Origin of the sequence: Streptomyces sp. ICC4 (assembly GCF_003287915.1) — a bacterium.
Lineage (GTDB): Bacteria > Actinomycetota > Actinomycetes > Streptomycetales > Streptomycetaceae > Streptomyces > Streptomyces tritrimontium.
On sequence record NZ_CP030286.1, the window covers coordinates 6,010,931 to 6,031,648 of the forward strand.

Annotated in this window: 18 protein-coding genes and 1 pseudogene; 12 read left to right on the forward strand and 7 right to left on the reverse strand. The window is 72.1% G+C overall.

The genetic code is table 11. The annotated features are described in order from the left end of the window. Positions 1-639 precede the first annotated feature (639 nt). Together DRB89_RS28050 and DRB89_RS28055 are read left to right on the forward strand one after the other, a co-directional pair. Positions 640-1,470, forward strand: coding sequence for an SAM-dependent methyltransferase (locus DRB89_RS28050; protein ID WP_112454153.1), 831 nt, complete (start codon positions 640-642; stop codon positions 1,468-1,470). Beyond that, positions 1,467-3,662, forward strand: coding sequence for an EAL domain-containing protein (locus DRB89_RS28055; RefSeq protein ID WP_112452155.1), 2,196 nt, complete (start codon positions 1,467-1,469; stop codon positions 3,660-3,662). Before DRB89_RS28050 ends, DRB89_RS28055 begins: the two co-directional genes overlap by 4 nt. Before the next feature lie 101 nt (positions 3,663-3,763). Here DRB89_RS28055 and DRB89_RS28060 read toward each other — a convergent pair whose 3' ends face one another. Further along, positions 3,764-4,642, reverse strand: a complete 879-nt coding sequence (locus DRB89_RS28060; protein ID WP_112452156.1) for a LysR substrate-binding domain-containing protein — start codon at positions 4,640-4,642, stop codon at positions 3,764-3,766. A gap of 95 nt (positions 4,643-4,737) precedes the next feature. On the opposite strand from DRB89_RS28060, the gene DRB89_RS28065 reads away from it, so the two are divergent. The 5 genes from DRB89_RS28065 to DRB89_RS28085 all read left to right on the forward strand — a co-directional run bounded on the left by DRB89_RS28065 (position 4,738) and on the right by DRB89_RS28085 (position 9,489). Continuing rightward, positions 4,738-5,442 (forward strand): succinate dehydrogenase, encoded by a 705-nt coding sequence (locus tag DRB89_RS28065; protein WP_112452157.1) that lies wholly within the window; start codon positions 4,738-4,740, stop codon positions 5,440-5,442. Between the two features lie 2 nt (positions 5,443-5,444). Further along, positions 5,445-7,445: a fumarate reductase/succinate dehydrogenase flavoprotein subunit gene (locus tag DRB89_RS28070; protein ID WP_112452158.1), complete on the forward strand. Its 2,001-nt coding sequence runs from the start codon at positions 5,445-5,447 to the stop codon at positions 7,443-7,445. Further along, positions 7,442-8,188, forward strand: coding sequence for a succinate dehydrogenase/fumarate reductase iron-sulfur subunit (locus tag DRB89_RS28075; RefSeq protein ID WP_112452159.1), 747 nt, complete (start codon positions 7,442-7,444; stop codon positions 8,186-8,188). The genes DRB89_RS28070 and DRB89_RS28075 overlap by 4 nt, the downstream gene beginning before the upstream one ends. Before the next feature lie 203 nt (positions 8,189-8,391). Then, entirely contained in the window at positions 8,392-9,039 is a 648-nt protein-coding gene (locus DRB89_RS28080; RefSeq protein ID WP_239516365.1) for a phosphoglycerate mutase family protein, read from the forward strand. A gap of 78 nt (positions 9,040-9,117) precedes the next feature. After that, positions 9,118-9,489, forward strand: coding sequence for a cupin domain-containing protein (locus tag DRB89_RS28085; protein WP_112452391.1), 372 nt, complete (start codon positions 9,118-9,120; stop codon positions 9,487-9,489). Between the two features lie 54 nt (positions 9,490-9,543). On the opposite strand, the gene DRB89_RS28090 is transcribed toward DRB89_RS28085, so the two are convergent. Next, the gene (locus DRB89_RS28090; RefSeq protein ID WP_112452390.1) at positions 9,544-11,964 is read right to left on the reverse strand and encodes an excinuclease ABC subunit UvrA; all 2,421 of its coding nucleotides are present in this window, start codon (positions 11,962-11,964) and stop codon (positions 9,544-9,546) included. A gap of 98 nt (positions 11,965-12,062) precedes the next feature. Continuing rightward, complete coding sequence (locus tag DRB89_RS28095; protein WP_112452389.1) at positions 12,063-13,067, reverse strand: LLM class flavin-dependent oxidoreductase; 1,005 nt, start codon at positions 13,065-13,067, stop codon at positions 12,063-12,065. Positions 13,068-13,155: 88 nt separating this feature from the next. Between DRB89_RS28095 and DRB89_RS28100 the strand changes: the two genes are divergently transcribed. Then, positions 13,156-13,650 (forward strand): hypothetical protein, encoded by a 495-nt coding sequence (locus tag DRB89_RS28100; RefSeq protein WP_112452388.1) that lies wholly within the window; start codon positions 13,156-13,158, stop codon positions 13,648-13,650. Between the two features lie 76 nt (positions 13,651-13,726). On the opposite strand, the gene DRB89_RS28105 is transcribed toward DRB89_RS28100, so the two are convergent. Then, entirely contained in the window at positions 13,727-13,942 is a 216-nt protein-coding gene (locus DRB89_RS28105; RefSeq protein WP_112452387.1) for a dodecin, read from the reverse strand. A gap of 173 nt (positions 13,943-14,115) precedes the next feature. Here DRB89_RS28105 and DRB89_RS28110 point away from each other — a divergent pair, with 173 nt between their 5' ends. Further along, positions 14,116-15,375 (forward strand): extracellular solute-binding protein, encoded by a 1,260-nt coding sequence (locus tag DRB89_RS28110; protein ID WP_112454220.1) that lies wholly within the window; start codon positions 14,116-14,118, stop codon positions 15,373-15,375. A gap of 72 nt (positions 15,376-15,447) precedes the next feature. On the opposite strand, the pseudogene DRB89_RS28115 reads toward DRB89_RS28110, so the two are convergent. The 3 genes and pseudogenes from DRB89_RS28115 to DRB89_RS28125 form a co-directional block, all read right to left on the reverse strand. Next, a pseudogene (locus DRB89_RS28115) lies at positions 15,448-16,605 on the reverse strand (4-hydroxybenzoate 3-monooxygenase); the annotation flags it as partial. 183 nt (positions 16,606-16,788) lie between these two features. Further along, the gene (locus DRB89_RS28120) at positions 16,789-17,397 is read right to left on the reverse strand and encodes a hypothetical protein (RefSeq protein ID WP_112448968.1); all 609 of its coding nucleotides are present in this window, start codon (positions 17,395-17,397) and stop codon (positions 16,789-16,791) included. Between the two features lie 553 nt (positions 17,398-17,950). Further along, entirely contained in the window at positions 17,951-19,012 is a 1,062-nt protein-coding gene (locus DRB89_RS28125; RefSeq protein ID WP_112448969.1) for an oxygenase MpaB family protein, read from the reverse strand. A 98-nt stretch (positions 19,013-19,110) separates the two neighbouring features. Between DRB89_RS28125 and DRB89_RS28130 the strand changes: the two genes are divergently transcribed. The 3 genes from DRB89_RS28130 (at position 19,111) to DRB89_RS43195 (ending at position 20,694) form a co-directional block, all read left to right on the forward strand. Beyond that, positions 19,111-19,830 (forward strand): helix-turn-helix domain-containing protein, encoded by a 720-nt coding sequence (locus tag DRB89_RS28130; protein WP_112448970.1) that lies wholly within the window; start codon positions 19,111-19,113, stop codon positions 19,828-19,830. A gap of 164 nt (positions 19,831-19,994) precedes the next feature. Next, the gene (locus DRB89_RS28135; RefSeq protein WP_239516874.1) at positions 19,995-20,474 is read left to right on the forward strand and encodes a hypothetical protein; all 480 of its coding nucleotides are present in this window, start codon (positions 19,995-19,997) and stop codon (positions 20,472-20,474) included. 28 nt (positions 20,475-20,502) lie between these two features. After that, positions 20,503-20,694, forward strand: a complete 192-nt coding sequence (locus DRB89_RS43195; RefSeq protein ID WP_162688753.1) for a hypothetical protein — start codon at positions 20,503-20,505, stop codon at positions 20,692-20,694. Positions 20,695-20,718 lie beyond the last annotated feature (24 nt).

Here is a 20,718-nt window from a genome sequence, read left to right on the forward strand (position 1 = left end):
TGTTGCCGGGGGCCCCTTGGTTGCCGTTGCCGTTGCCGTGGCTGTTGCCGTTCGCTTTGCCGCCCTGGCCGTTTCCGCGGCCGTTCCGGCGGTCGTCGTCGGCGCTTCGGGCGCCCGGGCCGCCTGGAACGCCGTGATGTCCGCCACCCCGACCGCCCCCGGCCGCGGTGGCGACGGCGGAAGCGACCAGCCTGACGGCGCTCGCACCGTCCTCGGCGTCGGTCGTCGCGGAGGCGCGGCTATCGGCCATGGCCGGTGTCGCGGACAGGGCGGCCCACAGCAGGACCGGGACCGCCAGGAGGCGCCTGGAAGAGGCTCTTTTCACCCCGGGATCATGGGTTCACGCGCGCTCGCGCGCGGGAAGGTTTCCCCTGGTTCGCCTGAACGGGTGAGGTCTTGGCTACGGAGGTTTGAGCCAGATCCTGATCGAGTCCGATCGGGCATCTGCCTTTTCTCAAAAGGTATTTGTCGGTTTCGGTCATTCCGCAACACCGTCCGCGCGCACCTTTGGCGTGTGACGAAGAACGGATCGGCAATTTCCGCTTTCGCTCGCTCCGTTGGGCAATGATCAGTAGATTCGGCTCGGACAGGAGTCCGACCCCGTCCGGACCGCTGCAGGACTACGGCTTGGAGACCCCGATGGAGCGCCCCGCCTGGGCCCCGCCAGGCATCGACATATCGGTGCCGAGTGTGTCCCGCATCTACGATTACTACCTGGGCGGCTCCCACAATTTCGAGGTCGACAGGCAGGCAGCCCGTCGAGCCATGGAATTCATGCCGGGCCTGCCCAAGATCATGCAGGCCAACCGGGCATTCATGCGCCGCGCCGTCCGCTACGCCGTCGGCGCCGGCGTCACGCAGTTCCTCGACATCGGCTCCGGCATCCCGACCTTCGGCAACGTCCACGAGATCGCGCAGGCCGCCAGCCCCGAGGCGCGCGTGGTCTACGTCGACCACGACCCGGTGGCCGTTGCCCACAGCCAGGCCGTCCTCGGCAACACCGAGCGGACCGGCGTCGTCGCCGCCGACCTGCGCAAGCCGCAGGAGATCCTGACCGCCCCCGAGGTCGGCCGGGTGCTCGACCTGAGCCGCCCCGTGGCCCTGATGCTCGTCGCCGTCCTGCACTTCCTGGAGGAGGCGGACGATCCCTACGCCGCCGTCGCCGAGCTGCGCGAGGCGCTGGCCCCCGGCAGCCTCCTGATCGTCACGCACGCCTCGTACCAGGGGATCCCGCTCTCGGAGGAGGTCGCGAGCGGAACCGTCGGCGTCTACCGCGACATCCGCAACCCGCTCGTCATGCGCGACGCGGAGCAGATCGGGCGCTTCTTCGAGGGCTTCGACCTGCTCGAACCCGGTCTGGTGGCCATGCCGAACTGGCGGCCCGACGGGCCCGACGGACCCGACGGCGACACCACGGACGAAGACCCCTACGCCTTCTCGGGCTTCGCCGGCGTGGGACGCAAGGCGTGAGACTGCCGGCACAGCAGACGGCGGGCGACCCGAGTGCGCCGCAGGGCGCCCTGGAGGACCGCATCGGCCGGTTCGCGACCATCTGGGGACGGGCGATCTTCCCCGTCACGGCGACCTCGCTCACCCGTGTCGAGTTCGAACGGCACCTCGTGCCGCTCACCCGCACCCTCGTCGAGGCCCTGCGCGCGCGCCCCTTCGACGCCGCCGTCGGCCAGCGGGTCGGTACGGAGCTCGTCGCCGTCCACTGCACGGATCCGGAGGCCCTCGCCGGCACCCTCGGCGTGGTCGAGTCCTACCTGGTGCTGTACTGCGGGCCGGTCGGGCCCGACGCCGACGGAAGCGGGGGCGCCGAGGAGTACCGGTCGCGCTGCGCCCGCCTCCAGCACGGCATCGCGGCCGGGTTCGCCCGCGCACTGCGCGAGCGCACCCTCAAGGAGCAGGAGGCCATCGCCCGCTCCGCGCTGACCGCCCGCATCGACGCCCAGCAGGCACTGCACGCCAGCGAGGCCCGCTTCCGGGCCGTCTTCGAGGGCGCGGCCATCGGGATCGGCATCGCCGACCTGGAGGGCAACGTCCTGGAGGTCAACGACGCGCTGCTGCAGATGTTCGGCGGCATGGACGGGCACGTCCGCGGCCGCAACGTCAGCGAATGGGGCCACCCCGACGACACCCCGCACGTATGGCGGATGTACGGCGAACTCGTGCGCGGCGAACGAGAGAGCTACCGCGTCGAGAAGCCCTACTACCGGCACGACGGGACGGTCCTGTGGACCAACCTGACGGTCTCGCTGCTGCGCGACGCCGAGGGCGTCCCGCAGTACCAGCTGGCCCTGATGGAGGACACCACCGAGCGCCGGCTGCTCAACCTGCGCCTGCGCTACGAGGCCACCCACGACGCCCTGACCGGCCTGCCCAACCGGACGCTGTTCTTCGAGCGGCTGGAGAAGGCGCTCAGCGGGGCCGGCGGCACCCGGTTCGGCCTGTGCTACCTCGACCTCGACGGCTTCAAGGCGGTCAACGACAGCCTCGGCCACTCGGCGGGAGACCGGCTGCTGGTGGAGGTCGCCGACCGGCTGCAGAGCTGCGCGACCGGCCCCGGCGAGGTCGTCGCCCGGCTCGGCGGAGACGAGTTCGTGGCGCTGACCACCGGGCCCGACACCGAGGAGAAGGCCACCGAGCTCGCGGTCCGGATCCTCTCCGCCCTCTCGGTCCCGATCCGGCTGGAGGGCCGGGAGCTGACCGTCCGGGGCAGCATCGGCATCGTCGAGGGAGCGGCGCGCGAGCGCACCCCCGCCGAGGTGCTGCGCAGCGCCGACATCACCATGTACCGGGCCAAGGCGGCCGGCGGCAACCGCTTCGAGTTCGCGGACGCCGAGGCCGACGCGCGCGCCATCACCCGGCACGGGCTGACCAACGCCCTGCCCGCGGCGCTGGAACGCGGCGAGTTCTTCATCGAGTACCAGCCGCTGGTGCACATGCACGACGGCAGCGTGCACGGCGCGGAGGCGCTGGTGCGCTGGTCGCATCCGCAGCACGGGGTCCTCGGCCCGGACCGCTTCATCCCCCTCGCCGAACGCACCGGGCTGATCGTGCCGCTCGGGCGCTGGGTGCTGGAGGAGTCCGTGCGCCAGGCCCGCACCTGGCAGCACCAGCGCGGCGGCGCCACCCTGCGGATCAACGTCAACCTGTCGCCGACCCAGCTGCACCACCCGGGCCTGGTCGCCGACACGATCCGGGTCCTGGAGTCCTCGGGCCTGGCCCCGGGCACGCTGTGCCTCGAAGTCACCGAATCGGCCCTGATCGGCGCCGACGACGAGCTCCTCGAACCGCTGCGCCGGCTCGCCGCCCTGGGCGTGGACATCGCCCTGGACGACTTCGGCACGGGGTACTCGAACCTTGCCAATCTGCGCCGGCTGCCCGTCAGCGTCCTGAAGCTGGACCGTTCCTTCACCAAGGGGATGCAGCAGGAGCCGGCCAATCCGGTCGACGTCAAGATCGTGGAGGGCATCGTCGCCCTGGCCCACAGCCTCGAACTCGCCGTCACGGTCGAGGGAGTGGAAACCGGCGCCCAGGCCGCCCAGCTCCGGGCGCTGGGCTGCGACACGGCCCAGGGCTGGTACTACGCCCGCCCCGGAGCCCCCGACCGCATCCACACCCTGTCCCTCTCCGACGCGGTGCCGACGGCCTCCTGACACCCCCCGGGCGGCCGGTCCGCCCGGGGTCCCGCTCCCGGCCCGGTCCCGGCGGGGGCTCGAACCGGCCCGTGGCGGACCGTTCCCGGAGGGGCCCGCGCTCAGCTCAGCAGCATGCGCTTGAGTTCGCGGGCCGCGCGCGGGGGCGCCACGTCCGTGCGGTGGGCCAGGGCGATCGTGCGGCGCAGCGGGGAGCCGGCCAGGGCGGTGGCGCGCAGGCCCGGGCCCGCGTGGTCGACCACCATCGCCGGGACCACCGCGATGCCGAGCCCCGCGCGGACGAACCCCAGCACGGCGTCCATCTCGCCGCCCTCCACCGTGAACACCGGCTCGAAGCCCTCCGCCCGGCACGCCGCCACCGTCAGGTCCCGCAGGTCGTAGCCGTGCCGGAACATCACCATCGGCTCGTCGCGCAGCGCCCGTACGGTGAGCGCGCCGCCGCCCGCCGGTGCCGGGAGGGCCGCGGAGGAGACCACCACCAGGTCCTCCGTCAGCAGCTCCACCGTGGTCAGCGCCGGAGCCGAGGGCGGCAGCGGCAGGGCGATCAGCGCGAGGTCCAGGGCCCCGCGCGCGAGCTCCCGCACGAGGTCGAGCGAGCCGCTCTCCTCGATCAGCAGCTCGATCCCGGGATGCGCGGAGTGGAAGGCCCGCAGCACGTCCGGCAGCAGGCCCGTGCACACGCTCGGAGTGGCCCCCAGCCGGATCCGGCCGCGCCGCAGCTGCGCCAGCTCCTGCACCTCGAGCCGCGCGGTGTCGGCGTCCGCGAGGATCCGGCGGGCCAGCGGCAGCAGGGTCTCGCCCGCGTCGGTGAGCGCGATGTTCCCGCGCGCCCGGCTGAACAGCTCGGCGCCCAGCTCCCGCTCCAGGGCTTTGATCTGCTGGGACAAGGAGGGCTGGGCCACGTGCTCGCGCTCGGCCGCGCGGGTGAAGTGGCGGGTCTCGGCGACGGCGACGAAGTACACGAGCTGCTGGAACTGCATCGTCCCAGGCTAGCGGGGTACATAGGCTTTGCCTATCGACTTCAGCTCCACCATGTCTTGGACCTTTCGGGACCTTCGTCCCTACGGTCTGTCCCATGGCTCTGGCAACGCGGACGGGTCGACGGCCGTCCACCACGCGCACGCTCTGGGACTCCTCCGTCGGCAAGAAGTCCGTCATGGCCGTCTCCGGCCTGATCATGCTCGGCTACCTCGTCGCGCACATGCTCGGCAACCTCAAGATCTTCTTCGGGGCGGAGGAGTTCAACGGCTACGCGCACTGGCTGCGCACCCTCGGCGCCCCCGTCCTGCACCACGAGTGGGCCCTGTGGATCGTCCGCGCGGCCCTGGTCGCCGCCGTCGTCGCGCACGCGGTCTGCGCCTGCCAGCTCAGCCGCCGCGACATCAAGGCGCGCCCGGTGAAGTACGCCCACAAGCGCCGCCGGGCGAGCTACGCCACCCGCACCATGCGGTGGGGCGGTGTCATCCTCGCCCTCTTCATCGTCTGGCACCTGCTCGACCTCACCACGCTCACCGTCAACGAGCGCGCCTGGGCGGGGCATCCGTACGAGAACGTCCTGGCCACCTTCTCCACCTGGTACGGCAACACCATCTACCTCGTGGCGATGGCGGCCCTCGGCCTGCACGTGCGCCACGGCTTCTGGAGCGCCGCCCAGACCCTGGGCGCGGGCAACGCCCGGCGCGAGCGGACCCTGAAGTTCCTCGCCAACGCCCTCGCCCTCGTCCTCTTCGCGGGCTTCGTGTCCGTACCCGTCGCCGTCATGACCGGAGTGGTGAGCTGACCATGAGCGCAAGCACGAGCACTTCCCAAAGTTCCCACAGCCCCCATCAGTCCCACACCGAGTACGCCGACTACACCACCGGCGAACCGCTCACCGACACCAAGGCCCCCGAAGGCCCCATCGCCGAGCGCTGGGACCGCCGCCGATTCGAGGCCAAGCTCGTCAACCCGGCCAACCGGCGCGGACACACCGTCATCGTCGTCGGCACCGGACTGGCCGGCGGCGCGGCCGGTGCCACCCTCGCCGAACAGGGCTACCACGTCGTCCAGTTCTGCTTCTCCGACTCACCGAGGCGCGCCCACTCCATCGCCGCCCAGGGCGGCATCAACGCCGCCAAGAACTACCGCAACGACGGCGACTCCGTACACCGCCTCTTCTACGACACCGTCAAGGGCGGCGACTTCCGCGCCCGCGAGTCCAACGTCCACCGCCTCGCCCAGATCTCCGTCGAGATCATCGACCAGTGCGTGGCCCAGGGCGTCCCCTTCGCCCGCGAGTACGGCGGCCTCCTCGACACCCGCTCCTTCGGCGGCGTCCAGGTCTCCCGCACCTTCTACGCCCGCGGCCAGACCGGACAGCAGTTGCTGCTCGGGGCCTACCAGGCCCTCTCGCGCCAGATCGCCGCCGGCAACGTCGAGATGCACGCCCGCACCGAGATGCTCGACCTGATCACCGTCGACGGCGTGGCCCGCGGAATCGTCGCCCGCGACCTGGTCACCGGCAAGATCGACACGTACTACGCGGACGCGGTCGTCCTCGCGAGCGGCGGCTACGGCAACGTCTTCTACCTCTCCACCAACGCCATGAACTCCAACGCGACCGCCGTCTGGCGGGCGCACCGGCGCGGCGCGTACTTCGCCAACCCCTGCTTCACCCAGATCCACCCCACCTGCATCCCGCGCACCGGCGACCACCAGTCCAAACTCACGCTGATGAGCGAGTCGCTGCGCAACGACGGCCGCATCTGGGTCCCCAAGGCCAAGGGCGACACCCGCCCCGCCGCCGACATCCCCGAGGCGGAGCGCGACTACTACCTGGAGCGGATCTACCCCTCCTTCGGCAACCTCGTGCCCCGGGACATCGCCTCCCGCGCCGCGAAGAACGTCTGCGACGAGGGCCGCGGCGTCGGCCCCGGCGGCGAGGGCGTCTACCTCGACTTCGCCGACGCCGTCCGCCGCATGGGCAAGGAGAAGGTCGCCGAGAAGTACGGCAACCTCTTCGACATGTACGAGCGGATCACCGCGGAGAACCCGTACGAGGTCCCCATGCGGATCTACCCCGCCGTGCACTACACGATGGGCGGACTGTGGGTCGACTACGACCTCCAGACCACCGTCCCGGGCCTGTTCGCGATCGGCGAGGCCAACTTCTCCGACCACGGCGCCAACCGCCTCGGCGCCTCCGCCCTGATGCAGGGCCTCGGCGACGGCTACTTCGTGCTCCCCTCCACCATCAACGACTACCTGGCCCGCCACCCGCACCGGGAAGCGGTCGACGACACCCACCCCGAGGCCGCGGCCGCCGTCCGCGAGACCCGCGACTGCCTGGCCGGACTGCTCGCCGTCGACGGGGACCGCACCCCCGACTCCTTCCACCGCGAGATCGGCGAACTGATGTGGGAGTACTGCGGAATGGCCCGCACCGAGGAGGGGCTGCGCAAGGCCCTCGCCCGGATCCCGGAGATCCGCGAGGAGTTCTGGCGCCGGATCAAGGTGCCCGGCAGCGGCGAGGAGTTCAACCAGTCGCTGGAGAAGGCCAACCGCGTCGTCGACTACCTGGAGCTCGCCGAGCTGATGTGCCTCGACGCCCTCCACCGCGCCGAGTCCTGCGGCGGCCACTTCCGCGAGGAGTCCCAGACCCCGGACGGCGAAGCCGCCCGCCGCGACGAGGAGTTCGGGTACGCGGCCGCCTGGCAGTACACCGGAACCGGCATCGCCCCCGTCCTGCACAAGGAAGACCTCGTCTTCGAGTACGTCCACCCCACCCAGCGGAGCTACGCATGAAGCTCACCCTGCGCGTCTGGCGCCAGCGGCACGCCGGCGCCCCCGGCGCCATGGCCTCCTACGAGGTCGACGGCATCTCCACGGACATGTCGTTCCTCGAGATGCTCGACACCCTCAACGAGGACCTGATCCTGCGCGGCGAGGACCCGGTCGCCTTCGACCACGACTGCCGCGAGGGCATCTGCGGCGCGTGCAGCCTCGTCATCAACGGCGACGCCCACGGGCCGGAGCGCACCACCACCTGCCAGCTCCACATGCGCTCCTTCGCCGACGGGGACACCATCGACGTCGAACCGTGGCGGGCCTCCGCCTTCCCCGTCGTCAAGGACCTCGTGGTCGACCGGGGCGCCTTCGACCGGATCATCCAGGCCGGCGGCTACATCACCGCGCCGACCGGCGCGGCCCCCGAGGCGCACGCCACCGCCGTGCCCAAGCCGGTCGCCGACCTCGCCTTCGAACACGCCGAGTGCATCGGCTGCGGGGCGTGTGTGGCGGCCTGCCCCAACGGCTCCGCGATGCTCTTCACCTCCGCCAAGGTCAACCACCTGAACGTGCTGCCGCAGGGCTCGCCGGAGCGCGAGACCCGCGTCCTGGACATGGTGGCCACCATGGACGCGGAAGGCTTCGGCGGCTGCACACTGGCCGGCGAATGCGCGACCGCCTGCCCCAAGGGCATCCCGTTGCCGTCGATCGCGGCCATGAACAAGGAGTGGCTCAAAGCGGTGCGCCACGGGCCGCGCTGAGCTGAGAGTTCCGGCGGGGCCGCTTCCCCGTACCGGGCCGCGGACGGGCCGGCGCGGGCCGGGTCGGGCCGGCGCGTACCGGGCCGCCCCGGGCGGTCGGGCCGCCGCCGGCGGCCGCGCGCAGTCCGCCGATCGGATGACCCGCGCGGTGCCCGCCGTGCCGTGACCGGCCGCCCTCCCGAACATGGGCGACAGTGAGCCCCATGCCCCAAGCCCCCGCCGGATCCGGCCCGCGCCGCCGCACCGTGCTGGCCGCCGTGCTCACCCCGCTGGTGGCGGCCGGATGTGCCGAGGAGGAGCGCCCCCGCACCCCGCGCCCCGGCCCCCAGGCCGCCAAGGACGCCCTGGTCATGCTGATCCGGCACGCCGAGAAGCCGTACGCCGGAGACACCGGCGAGGACGACGAGGGCAACGAGGACCCCGGTTTCCTCGCGGTACGGGGCCGACGCCGGGCCCAGGAACTGCCCGCCCTCTTCCCGCCGGCCAAGGGCGCCGGCCTGCCCCGCCCCGAGGCCGTCTTCGCGGCCGGCGGCAAGGAGGGCTCGCCCGCGCGCTGCCGCCAGACCGTGGAGCCGCTGGCCACGGCGCTCCGTACGCCCGTCCGCGCCGAATTCGGCCTCGGAGCCGAGCCCGCGCTCGCCCGCGCGGTACTGGCCGCCCGGATGCCGGTGCTCGTCTGCTGGGAGCACACCGGCATGCCCCGCCTGCTCCGGGCCCTCGGGGCGGACGGGGTCCTCGGACTGCCCGCCGCCTGGCCCGACCGCTACGACCTGGTGTGGACCTTCACCCGCAGGCAGGGCGCATGGAGCTTCCGCGAGCTGCCGCAGCACCTGCTCGCCGGGGACGCCTGATACCGCGGCTGATACCGCGGTACGGGCGTACGCTGAGAAGTGGACTCGGGGCCGTCGTGCGCCTGGAGGTCGACGATCATGTCTGGAATCGTGCGAAGAGGTTTCGATTCCGCCGATGAAACCCGTCGGTTCGAGGACGGCAAGGGCCGGCTCGACCTGCTCGACACCGACCACGGCCCGGTCGGCCGCGCCGTGTTCGAGCCCGGATGGCAGTGGTCGGAGCACATCAAGCCCATCGCGGGAACCGCCAGTTGCGAGGCCGCCCACGTGGGATACGTCATCAGCGGCCGGATGAAGATCGTCATGGACGACGGCGACAGCATCGAAGCGCAGCCCGGTGACTTCATCCAGATCGACCCCGGCCACGACGCCTGGGTGATCGGCGAAGAGCCGTGCGTCGTCCTCGACTGGCAGGGCTACGGAAACTTCGCCAAGCCCGCCGGCTCCTGACCCGCAGGCCTGACCCGCAGGCCTGATCCGCAGGCCTGATCCGAAGGAGACGGCCTAGTCTGTGAGCGCCCGCGCCAGGTGGGGCGCCGTGCGGCTGCCCGCGGCGCGGGCCACGTCGGCGGGCGTGCCCGCGGCCACCACCCGGCCGCCGTCCGCGCCGCCGCCCGGACCCAGGTCGACGACCCAGTCCGCGCCCGCCACGACCGACATGTCGTGCTCCACGACCACCACGGAATGCCCGGCGTCCACCAGACCGTGCAACTGCCGCAGCAGCACCAGGGTGTCGGCCGGGTGGAGCCCGGTCGTGGGCTCGTCCAGCAGGTACAGGGTGTGGTCGCGGCGCAGCCCTCCCCGGGCCTCTCGGGCCGGGGAGGCCCCGCTGAGCTCGGTCGCCAGCTTGATGCGCTGCGCCTCGCCGCCCGACAGCTCCGTGGCCGGCTGCCCGAGGCGCAGGTATCCCAGGCCGATGTCCGACAGCGCCGACAGGCTCCGCGCGGCCGCCGGGACCCCGGAGAAGAAGGCGGCCGCCGACTCCACCGTCAGGGCCAGCACCTCCGCGATGTTCAACCCCGAGTAACGGACCTCCAGGGTCTCGGAGTTGTAGCGGGCCCCGGCGCAGTCGGGGCAGGGCGCGTACGTACTGGGCAGGAACAGCAGCTCCACCGAGACGAAGCCCTCGCCCTGGCAGGACTCGCACCGGCCGCCCGGCACGTTGAAGGAGAAGCGGCCCGCCTTCCAGCCGCGCGCCTTCGCCTGCTCCGTCGCGGAGAAGAGCCGGCGGACCACGTCGAACAGCCCCGTGTACGTGGCCAGGTTGGAGCGCGGGGTCCGCCCGATCGGCTTCTGGTCCACCTCCACCAGCCGCCGTACCGGGAACCCCGGATCCGCCAGCCGCTCACCGACCTCCCGGGCCAGCGCCCGGCCCAGCGTGGACTTGCCGGAGCCCGACACCCCGGTCACGGCCGTGAACACGCCGAGCGGGAACCTGACCGCCACGTCACGCAGGTTGTGCCGGCTCACCCCGCTGAGCCGGACGGACCCGGCCGCCTCGCGCGGGGGCCGCGGGGCCGGCCCGTCCTGTCGCGGGTCCGGGAACAGGTGCCGGGCCGTCGCGGATTCCGCCACCCCGGCCAGCCCCTGCGGCGGACCGCTGTACAGCACCCGCCCGCCGTGCTCGCCGGCCAGCGGCCCGACGTCGACCAGCCAGTCCGCGTGCCGCACCACGTCCAGATCGTGCTCCACCACGAACACGGTGTTCCCCGCCTCCTTGAGCCGGTCCAGCACGCCCAGCAGCGCCTCGGTGTCGGCCGGGTGGAGACCGGCCGACGGCTCGTCCAGTACGTACACCACCCCGAACAGGCCCGACCGCAACTGCGTGGCCAGCCGCAGCCGTTGCAGCTCTCCCGCCGACAGGGTGGGGGCCGCGCGGTCCAGGCTCAGGTAGCCCAGCCCGAGCTCGGTGACCGGCCCGATCCTGGAGCGCAGGTCCTCCGTCAGCACCCGCGCCGCCTCACCGCCCCCGTGCGCGCGGGCCAGTACGCCGTCCAGCTCGGTCAGCGCCAGCGCCGCCAGCTCCGCGATGGTGCGGCCCGCGAAGGTCACGGCCAGCGCCTCCGGACGCAGTCGCCGGCCCTCGCACACCGGGCACGGCGAGTCCGCCAGGAACTTCTCGGCGCGGGCCCGCAGGGTGGCGCTCTTGCTGTCGGCGAACGTCCGCATCACGTAGCGGTGGGCGCTCATGTACGTGCCCTGGTAGGGCCGTTGGATCCGGTCGGCCTCCCGCACGGGATGCACCGTGACCACCGGCTGCTCCTCGGTGAACAGGATCCACTCGCGGTCCTTCGCCGTGAGGTCGCGCCACGGCGCGTCCACGTCGTGGCCCAGCGCCTCCAGGATGTCGCGCAGGTTCTTGCCCTGCCAGGCGCCGGGCCAGGCGGCGATGGCGCCCTGACGGATCGACAGCTCGGCCTCGGGGACGAGGAGTTCCTCGGTCGTGCGGAACACCCGGCCCAAGCCGTGACAGGAAGGGCAGGCGCCGGCCGCGGTGTTGGGGGAGAAGGAGTCGGAGTCGAGCCGCTCGGCGCCCGCCGGGTAGCAGCCGGCCCGCGAGTAGAGCATCCGCAGGGAGTTCGACAGGGTGGTCACCGTCCCCACCGAGGACCGGGAGCCCGGGGAGGAGCGCCGCTGCTCCAGCGACACGGCCGGCGGCAGCCCGGTGATCGAGTCGACCTTGGGCGCACCGATCTGGTGGATCAGGCGGCGGGCGTACGGGGCCACCGACTCGAAGTAGCGGCGCTGGGCCTCGGCGAAGATCGTGCCGAAGGCCAGTGAGCTTTTCCCGGAGCCGGAGACGCCGGTGAAGACGGTCAGCGCGTCGCGCGGGACGTCCACGTCCACCCCGCGCAGGTTGTGCTCCCGGGCCCCGCGGACACGGACGTGGGGATCGTGGGCGCGGGGGGCGGCGGGCTGGTGCATTCGCCCTAGTTTAGTGCCCGGCGACCTCGGCCGGTCCGGCGGGCGGTCCGGCGGGCGGTCCGGGCACCCCCGGCGGCCCGCTCAGGCCGGCCGCCCGCTCAGGCCGGCCGCCCGCTCAGGCCGGCCAGCTCGGCGAGGCCGGCGAAGGAGTCCAGCAGCGCCGTCCGGTCGTGGGTGGACGTGGTCACCAGCAGCTCGTCCGCCCCGGTCAGCCGGGAGACCTCGGCCAGCTCCGCCGCCACCTGCTCCCGCGTGCCGTGGACGTGCCCGGCCAGCGCGCCCTCGTACAGCTCGCGCTCCTTGGGGCTCATGGCGAGGGCCTCGACCTCCTCAGCCGGGCGCAGCGGCGGGAAGCTGCCCCGGGTGCGGGAGTGCGCGAGCGCCCACGCCTCCGGGACCAGGATCCGGCGGGCGGCTTCGGGGGTCGCGGCGACCGCGACCGTCCCGGAGACCACGACGTAGGGCTTCTCGCCCCAGGCGGAGGGCCGGAACCGCTCGCGGTACCCCTCGATGACCTCCACGACCCGTGCGCGCGTCCGCAGGTCCCCGACCACCAGGGGGAGCCCGGCGCGGGCCGCGATGCCGGCCCCCTCGCCCGTGGCCAGCACGTAGGGCGGGATCCGCATGCCCTCCGCCGGGCGGGCGTGCACCTCGGGATGGGCGCTCTGGGAGCCGTCGAACCAGCCCAGGAGCTCGGCGAGCTGCTCCTCGAACCGGTCGGCGTCCCCGGTGCCGCGGCCGAGCGCGCGCCGGATCCCGCCCGTGAAGCCGACGGACCGGCCGAGCCCCATGTCGATGCGGCCGGGGAAGAGCGATTCCAGGACCCCGAACTGCTCCGCGACGATCAGCGGCTGGTGGTTGGGCAGCATCACGCCGCCCGTGCCGACGCGGATCCGGCCGGTGGCGCTGGCCACCGCGGCGGCCAGCACGGTGGGCGCGGATCCGGCCACTCCGGGCACGCTGTGGTGCTCGGAGACCCAGAACCGGTGGTAGCCGAGCCGCTCGGCGGTGCGCGCGAGGTCGACGGTGTCCCGCAGCGCCTGCGCGGCGGGATGCCCCTCGCGGGTGCGGGACCGGTCGAGTACGGAGAGTTTCCGGATCACACAGTGGTCAACGCCGTGGGGCCGCCGGGATTCCCGGGAGCCTCCCGCGGCGTGGGGGAGCGCTTCGGCGAGTGTCTACGCTGGCGGGGTGACCGAGACTCAGAACCGCAGGCCCCTGGCCGTCTTCGACATCGACAACACCCTGGCCGACACCGGCCACCGCCAGCACTTCCTGGAGAGCCGGCCCCGCGACTGGAGCGGCTTCTTCGGCGCGGCCCCGGCCGATCCGCCGCTCGCCCGGGGGATCGCGCTCGCGGTGGAGAGCGCGGCCGACTGCGAGGTCGCGTACCTGACCGGACGCCCGGAGCGGTGCCGCGCGGACACGGCCGTGTGGCTCACCCGGCACGGTCTGCCCGAGGGGCGGCTGTGGATGCGCGGGAACCAGGACCGGCGGCCCGCCCGGACGACCAAGCTGGAGGTGCTGCGGCGGATCGCGCGGGGCCGGGAGGTCCGGATGCTCGTCGACGACGACGAGCTGGTGTGCCGGGATGCGCGCGCGGCGGGGTTCCGCGTGGTCCTGGCGGACTGGGCGGCGCAGGCGCCGGAGCTCAAGGACGCGCAGGAGGGCGAGGGCCGGACCTGAGGGCCGGACCTGAGCGCCGGACCCGAGCCCGGGCCGGACCCGGACCTGAGCGCCGGACCCGCGGGCGCCCGCCGCCTCACTCCTCGCCGTCGAGCCGGAATCCGACCTTGAGGCCCACCTGGAAGTGCGCGACCTGCCCGTTCTCGATGTGGCCCCTGATCTGCGTCACCTCGAGCCAGTCCAGGTTGTGCAGCGTCTCGCCCGCGCGGGCGATTCCGTTGCGGATGGCCTGGTCGATGCCCTCGTGGGACGTGCCCACGATCTCGGTCACCCGGTACGTGTGATTGGACATGGGGTCTCCCGACACTGGGTGGCTGTTGCCTTGTTCTACGGTGCCCCAGTAAGTCCGGGTCCGCGAACTTTGCGTGAACAATCCAGCGCGAAACCGTCCTGAACCCCTTGACCCGCTCATTGGTCCATGCCAATTTCAAGCCATCTGAGATCCATCCCCAGAAGGTGACCTTCGTGAAGATCCGCTTCCTTGCCGTGTCCACCGCTCTCGTGGCGGCGACCGCCCTCGCCGGCTGCAGTCTGGCCGGATCGGCGGGCGGCCCGCAGAAGGTGACGCTCTGGTTGATGAAGGGCAGCGCCTCGGACGAGTTCATAGCCCAGTTCACCAGCAGCTACGAGGCGGACCACCCCGACATCGACCTCGACGTCAAGATCCAGGAGTGGACGGGCATCGGCGACAAGGTCAACGCCGTGCTGTCCGGCAAGAGCACGGAGGGCGCCGACGTCATCGAGGTCGGCAACACCCAGGTCGCCCAGTACGTGGAGACCGGAGGCGTATCCGAGCTCACCCTCGAAGCCCTGCGCCTGTGGGACGGCAAGGACTGGCTGAAGGGCCTCTCCGACCCCGGCAGCGTCAACGGCGCCCAGTTCGGTGTCCCGTGGTACGCCGCCAACCGCGTGGTGATCTACAACAAGGACCTCTTCGCGAACGCCGGGATCAAGACCCCGGTCAAGACCCGCGCGGAGTGGATCCAGGCCACCCAGAAGCTCGACAAGGGCAGCCAGCAGGGCATCTACCTCGCCGGCCAGAACTGGTACGTCCTCGCCGGCTTCATCTGGGACGAGGGCGGCGAGCTCGCCGTCGAGGGCGGCGGCCAGTGGCTCGGCACCCTCGACGACGAGAAGGCCCTGGCGGGCATGGAGTTCTACAAGCAGCTCCAGGACCTCGGCAACGGGCCCAAGGACGCCGACGAGGAGACGCCCCCGCAGTCCGAGGTCTTCGCGCGGGGCGGGATCGCGCAGATCATCGCCCCGCCCGGCCAGGTCGCCGCCATCGAGGCCGCCAACCCCGCGCTGAAGGGCAAGCTCGGCTTCTTCCCGATCCCCGGGAAGACGGCGGACAAGGTCGGCTCCGTCTTCACCGGCGGCTCCGACCTGATCATCCCCGAGTCGACGAAGCGGCGTAAGGACGCGGTCGACGTCGTCACCGCCCTGGTCAGCGAGAAGTGGCAGACCGAGCTCGCCCGCACGATGAGCTACGTCCCCAACAAGACCACGCTCGCGCACGTGGTCGAGGGCAACGAGGGCGCCACCGCGATGGCCCCCGGCGCCGCCCAGGGCCGCGCCACCCCGAAGTCCGCCCGCTGGGCCGAGGTCGAGGCCAAGAACCCGATCAAGCCGTTCATGACGGCCGTCCTCACCGGACAGGACCCCAAGGAAGCCGCGAAGACGGCCTCCGACACCATCAGCAAGGTCCTCAGCTCCGACCGCTGACCCCGGGGCGTCCGCGGGGCGTCCGCGGGGAGTCCGCGGGGCCTGTCCCCTATAACCATCTGACGCCGACGAGTAGTTCTCCGCGAACCAGTCCTGGTGCGCGCGGGACGTGCGCAGGGAGTCGAGGCGGGCGCGCCGCAGGGAGGCGTGAAAGAACGATCCGCCTGAGCGGTCCTGGCCGGGGGTCGCGTGCAGCAGCCCCGTCATCCACTGGGTGAACTCCTGTGCGCGCCAGATGTACGCCAGGCACTGCGCCGAGTAGCGGTCGAGAGCGGCGTCGTCCCCGCCGGTGAGGGCCTCGGCCAGGGCTCCGGCCAGGATCTCCGCCTCCAGGACGGCGAGGTTCGCGCCTTTCGCGGCGGCCGGGGCGGTCAGGCTCGCCGCGTCGCCTGCCAGCAGGAGCGAGCCGTGGCGCAGCGGTTCGACCACGTCGCACGCCAGGTCGACGACGCCGCGCTCGATGATCGGCCCCCTGCGCAGCGGGCCGTGCTCCGCGGCGCGCATCCGCAGGTCGAGTTCGTCCCAGATCCGCTCCTCGGACCAGGCGTCGGCGGAGGCGCCGCGCGGGCACTCGAGGTAGTAGCGCGTGACCTGGGGGCTGCGGGCCATGTGGCCGGCGAAGCCGCGGTCGTGGACGGCGTAGCCGACGGCGTCCAGGCTGGGCGGGGCTTCGGCCAGCAGGCCGAGCCAGCTCACGCCGAGGTCGTGGTGATGGCGCAGCGCGCCGGGCGGCAGCGAGCGGCGGGCGGCTCCGTGCCGGCCGTCGCAGCCGGCGACGTACCGGGCGTCCCACCGGGTGGGGCGCCCGTCCGGCTCGCGGGTGGTGACGTGGGGCCGGGCGCCGTCGGCGTCGTGGACGGCGAGCGCCTCGGTGTGGAAGCGGATGCGCCCGCCGGCGTCGAGGTAGCGCGTCAGGAGGTCGGTCACCAGGTTCTGCTGCGGGTAGACGGTGTGCTGCTCGCGCCGGCCGAGGGTTCCGTAGTCGAGGCGGAAGCGGCCGTCAGCGGTGCGGAACTCGCAGGTGCCGTGCGTACGTCCGTCGCGGTGCAGCCCGTCGGCGAGGCCGTGGCGGTCCAGGATCCGTACGGTGTTCGGCGCGAGGAACCCGGCCCGGGCCCGGGTCTGGACGTGTAAGCGAGCGGCGCGTTCGAGGACGACACAGTCGATGCCGGCGGCGAGCAGGAGATTCCCGAGCAGCAGGCCGGCGGGGCCCGCGCCGAGGACGACCACATCGGCTGAATCACATAACGAACGGTGATTTCGGCTTTCTTTCATAGAGCGGGAATCATAAGCACGAAAGAACTCGACGATGATCACGAGTAATCCGGATGCGGTAATAGAGTGACGATCGCAATATCCTTCGCCATCCCACCGCCAATGCCACCTCCAATGCCACCGCCAATCCCCGCCGTCCTACGGCAGGGCGGGCTCGTCGTGCGGCGTTTGGATCCGTTCTGTGGCGAGGGCGGGGTCGATGAGGATTTTGGCATGGGCTTCGGGATGGTCCAGGGCGGTGAAAGCGGCCGGGACGCCCGCCAGTCCCACGCGGCCGGTGACGAGGTGGGCTGCTGTGTCGAGGGTGCCGTCGGCGAGGGCGTGGAGGGTGTCCCGGAATTCCAACGGCGTGTACCCGACGGCGAATCGAAGGTCGAGTTCCTTGTTCACCGCGAGCGAGGGGCGGATCCTGTCGGACCCCATGCAGACGCCGACGACCACGACGCGGGCGTGCATGGGCGCGGCGGCCAGAATCCCGTCGAGCATGCCCGGCGTTCCGACGCACTCGAACACCACGGGGCGGCGGGGCCGGGTCGCGCCGGCCTTGTCCAGCGCGCGCCAGGCGGTCCACCAGGGCAGCGGCAGCCGCGTCAGGCTCTGGCCGGCGGGGCGATGGCTGACGCACGTCTCGCCGACCGTCGTCTCCTGCGCCGCCTTGCCCGGCTTGCCCGTAGCGACGGGAGACGGTCTGGTGATGTTCTCCACGAGCCAGTACCACGCGAGCTCCGTGCACCTGGCCTTCTGCACGCTCGACCCACTCGGCGTTCAACCGGTCCCCGACCCCGCCACCTGGTGGTACTTCCTCGACGGAGCACCAGCGGACGGTGCAGGACCGGCGAACTGGCGAACCGCAACGGCTTTGCTGGACTCCGGACAAGAACCGACCGAGGTCATCCCCGGACTCGGGGGGCAGGGCGAAGTGTCCGTGACCTGGCACCCGAGGATCCATCGTTGACTGCAGGCCAACATGGGCCCCAGCAACCCCGGGGATCCGTTCGAGGCGATCCACGTGCGCACGGCACGCCGCCCACAAGGCCCCTGGTCCCAGTCCGTGGTGGTCTTCGACCCGGCGGACCCCAACGCGGAGGCGAGCAACACCGACCCGCAGAACCAATTCGTCCGCTTTCCGTCTACAACGTGCAGCTGCTCACCGCACGCATACACCTCCGTCCGACCACACCTTGACCGGAGGGCGAGGCGGCGTGGATCGGTGGCTCGGCCTCGTCGAGCGACGCAGCGCACGCGTCCACCGCACCCGCCACCGCCTCCGGCGGGGCGCGGCGTGGGTTCCGGACCTGCGTCAAGCCAGGGGGCCGAGTACGTCCTGGGATTCGATGAGGCCTTGGTCGCTCGGGGCCTTTCCGTCGCCGAAGACGCGTTCGGCTTGGCGTGCCCGGAACTCGGCGTGGGCCTCGGCGGGCTTCGCGTAGCCGTGGCGGGTGCGGGCCTGCTCGGGAGTGAGGACCTCCTTGGTGCGGGGAGGTACGCCGAGCTTGATGGGCGCGACCACCTTGACCGTGGAGGGCGAGAGCATCCCCAGGAGGAAGAGTTCGACCCGGGGGTTGAGGTGGGCCAGCGCGAAGGACATCCGCATGACCGGTACGACGAGCACGTCCAGGACGCGCGACTGCCGGATCTGCGCCATCTCCCGCATCCAGCGCGGCATGGTGGCGATGGTGGCGATGCGGTGCGTCCTGGCCACGACCATCCGCGCGGGCTTCATCCACCACGGGGTCGGCGGGAGAACGAGATCGGTGTTCAGGAGGTGGTTCATGGCCTGCCGGGCGATGGGGCTGGCCGACAGCCGCGGGCGCATGGTCTCGAAGTACGCCCGGATTCCGGCGCGGTCGCGCGGGACGTCGTCGGGCGAGCACGTCTGGAGCTCCGCGGCGAGCGCGCAGGCCTCCCAGTACTCCTTCTCCTCCTCCGCGGTGAGTTTGCCGGGCCCGTACTTCTCGTACGCGTAGAGGATCGAGTGCCAGCCGGTGAGCTGTATCCACAGCTGCGAGGCGGGGTCGTTGGCGTCGTAAGTGCCTTCGCCGTACGGGAGTTCGCCGATGGCCTTCGAGTGGATCTTGACCAGGACATCGGCGGCCCTGCACACCTGCTCCGAGCCGGCGAAGGCCACCATGGCGAAGTAGCGCAGGGTGCGGTCGTAGCGGGTGCGGGTGCGGTCGTAGATGCCCTGGGTGCCGTGGACCGCGGCCACCAGCGGCGGATCGAGTTCCTCGACCACCACGGATCGCTGGAAGCCCACCGTGGGCGCCGTCGGGTAGCTCCACACCTTCCAGACCACCGATCCGGGACCGAAGAACCCGTAGTCCTCGTGCGGTTCGACCTCTTTGCCGTTCAGCCGGGCCATGAGGCCCCTCCCTCGTGTCCGTGGCGGCGGGCGCATGCCGCTCCCCCAATAAGACAGTACTGTCGTAAATTAAGACACGGTTGTCGTAAGATGCCAAGGTGTCGACACCGACGTCTCCCACCGACAGGCCGCGCAGGCGGCGCCCGTACGCTCCGCGCGTCCCGATCACCGAGCGGCGGGAGCAACTGCTCGACGCGGCCCTCGCTTTGATCGTGAGCGACGGTTACGGCAGGGTCTCGATCGATGCGATCGCCAAGCGGGCGCAGGTCGCGCGGTCCGTGGTCTACGGCGCCTTCGACGACCTCGACGCGCTGCTGCTCGCCCTGCTCGACCGGCAGCAGGAGCGCGCCTTCACCCGCCTGCTGGCGACCGTCCCCGACCCCCTCCGCACCGGCGACCCGGTCGGCTTCGCCTGCGAGGCGGTGCACCGGATGGCCGCCATGCTGCGGGAGGACCCGGACACCTGGCGCCTGATCCTGCTGACCCCGGCGACCACTCCCCCGGCCGTCCACGCACGCATCGAGGCGGACCGGGAGCGGTTCCGGCGCAGGGTCGTCTCGTGGATGGAGTCCGCCGCGGCTGCCGCGGACGGGCCCGCGCCGGCGTCGGCTCCCGCGCCCGCACCCGCGCCAGATCCCGAGGTCCTCGCCCATGCCCTGGTCGCCTCCGCGGAACACTTCGCGCGCCTCGCGCTCAGCTCACCCGGGGCGATCGACGCCACCCGGCTCGCCGGACAACTACGGCTCCTGCTCGGCGGCATCTGGCCGACACCCTCGGGGGCGTACGAGGAGACGCCCGAGGGGGCGCCCCGCGCGTAGGGCGGTTGGCCACGCCACCGGAGCGGCGGCAGGCCCGCGGGGCGTCCTCGTCAGATCGATCCCCGCGGCGAAGCGGGGCTCGGTCACCGAGATGTACGGTGCGACGGTCGATATCCGGATGCGGGCCACCACGAGGAGATGCCAGAGTCACGGTCGTGACCTTGATGAACGTGCTCGTCGACTTCGCCCGGACCGGCCGTATCGGCCCGCTTCACTGCGGCATGCCGCTGACCGAGGCCGAGGAACTCCTGGGCCCCGGACGCCCCCACCCCGCCATTCAAATGATGCCGGACATCGACGGCTACCCGTACGCCTGGGACGGCCTGGAGCTGGCCGTCACCCAGCGCGCCGTCAGCGGCATCTCGATCAGCCTCCGGCCGGGCTCGACGACCAAGGTGCCGCCCCTGGTCCTGCGGGATTCGGAGTCCTACCCGTCCACGGTGCTCCGAGAAGACCTGATCGCGGGCCTCGATGCCGTCGGCTGCCGCCACTACGTCAACGACCGCCTCACGTTCGGAGAGCAGTCGAGCATCCTGACCCGACCCGCGGACGTCTGCGCGGTGTTCTTCACACCCCGCCGCGACGACCACGTGTCCGATCGCGAACGCCACTACCTCGGCGCGATCCACAAGCGCACCGCTTGACATCCTTGATCCCGCGGGACGCCATGGCGTGCGCACGGCTCGCGGTTTCACGGCACGGTGGACCGGGGCTTGGGCCGTCGCCCTCGCCCGAGCGGCAGGCGCCGTGCGCCCCGAGATCACCATCACCCAGGTGCTGAAGCTGGTCGGCGCCATCGCGCCGGCCACCGAGCAGGACACCGACGGCCTGGCACCGACGGCCTGGCCGAGGCCGACACCCTGATCGCGATCGCCATCGAGGGCGTAC

What these genes read in the sequence shown, in the direction of transcription:
- DRB89_RS28050 (WP_112454153.1), top strand. Translation starts at nt 640, where the DNA reads ATGGAGCGCCCCGCCTGGGCCCCGCCAGGCATCGACATATCGGTGCCG.
- DRB89_RS28060 (WP_112452156.1), bottom strand. Translation starts at nt 4,642, where the DNA reads ATGCAGTTCCAGCAGCTCGTGTACTTCGTCGCCGTCGCCGAGACCCGC.
- DRB89_RS28065 (WP_112452157.1), top strand. Translation starts at nt 4,738, where the DNA reads ATGGCTCTGGCAACGCGGACGGGTCGACGGCCGTCCACCACGCGCACG.
- DRB89_RS28070 (WP_112452158.1), top strand. Translation starts at nt 5,445, where the DNA reads ATGAGCGCAAGCACGAGCACTTCCCAAAGTTCCCACAGCCCCCATCAG.
- DRB89_RS28075 (WP_112452159.1), top strand. Translation starts at nt 7,442, where the DNA reads ATGAAGCTCACCCTGCGCGTCTGGCGCCAGCGGCACGCCGGCGCCCCC.
- DRB89_RS28080 (WP_239516365.1), top strand. Translation starts at nt 8,392, where the DNA reads ATGCCCCAAGCCCCCGCCGGATCCGGCCCGCGCCGCCGCACCGTGCTG.
- DRB89_RS28085 (WP_112452391.1), top strand. Translation starts at nt 9,118, where the DNA reads ATGTCTGGAATCGTGCGAAGAGGTTTCGATTCCGCCGATGAAACCCGT.
- DRB89_RS28090 (WP_112452390.1), bottom strand. Translation starts at nt 11,964, where the DNA reads ATGCACCAGCCCGCCGCCCCCCGCGCCCACGATCCCCACGTCCGTGTC.
- DRB89_RS28105 (WP_112452387.1), bottom strand. Translation starts at nt 13,942, where the DNA reads ATGTCCAATCACACGTACCGGGTGACCGAGATCGTGGGCACGTCCCAC.
- DRB89_RS28125 (WP_112448969.1), bottom strand. Translation starts at nt 19,012, where the DNA reads ATGGCCCGGCTGAACGGCAAAGAGGTCGAACCGCACGAGGACTACGGG.
- DRB89_RS28135 (WP_239516874.1), top strand. Translation starts at nt 19,995, where the DNA reads ATGAACGTGCTCGTCGACTTCGCCCGGACCGGCCGTATCGGCCCGCTT.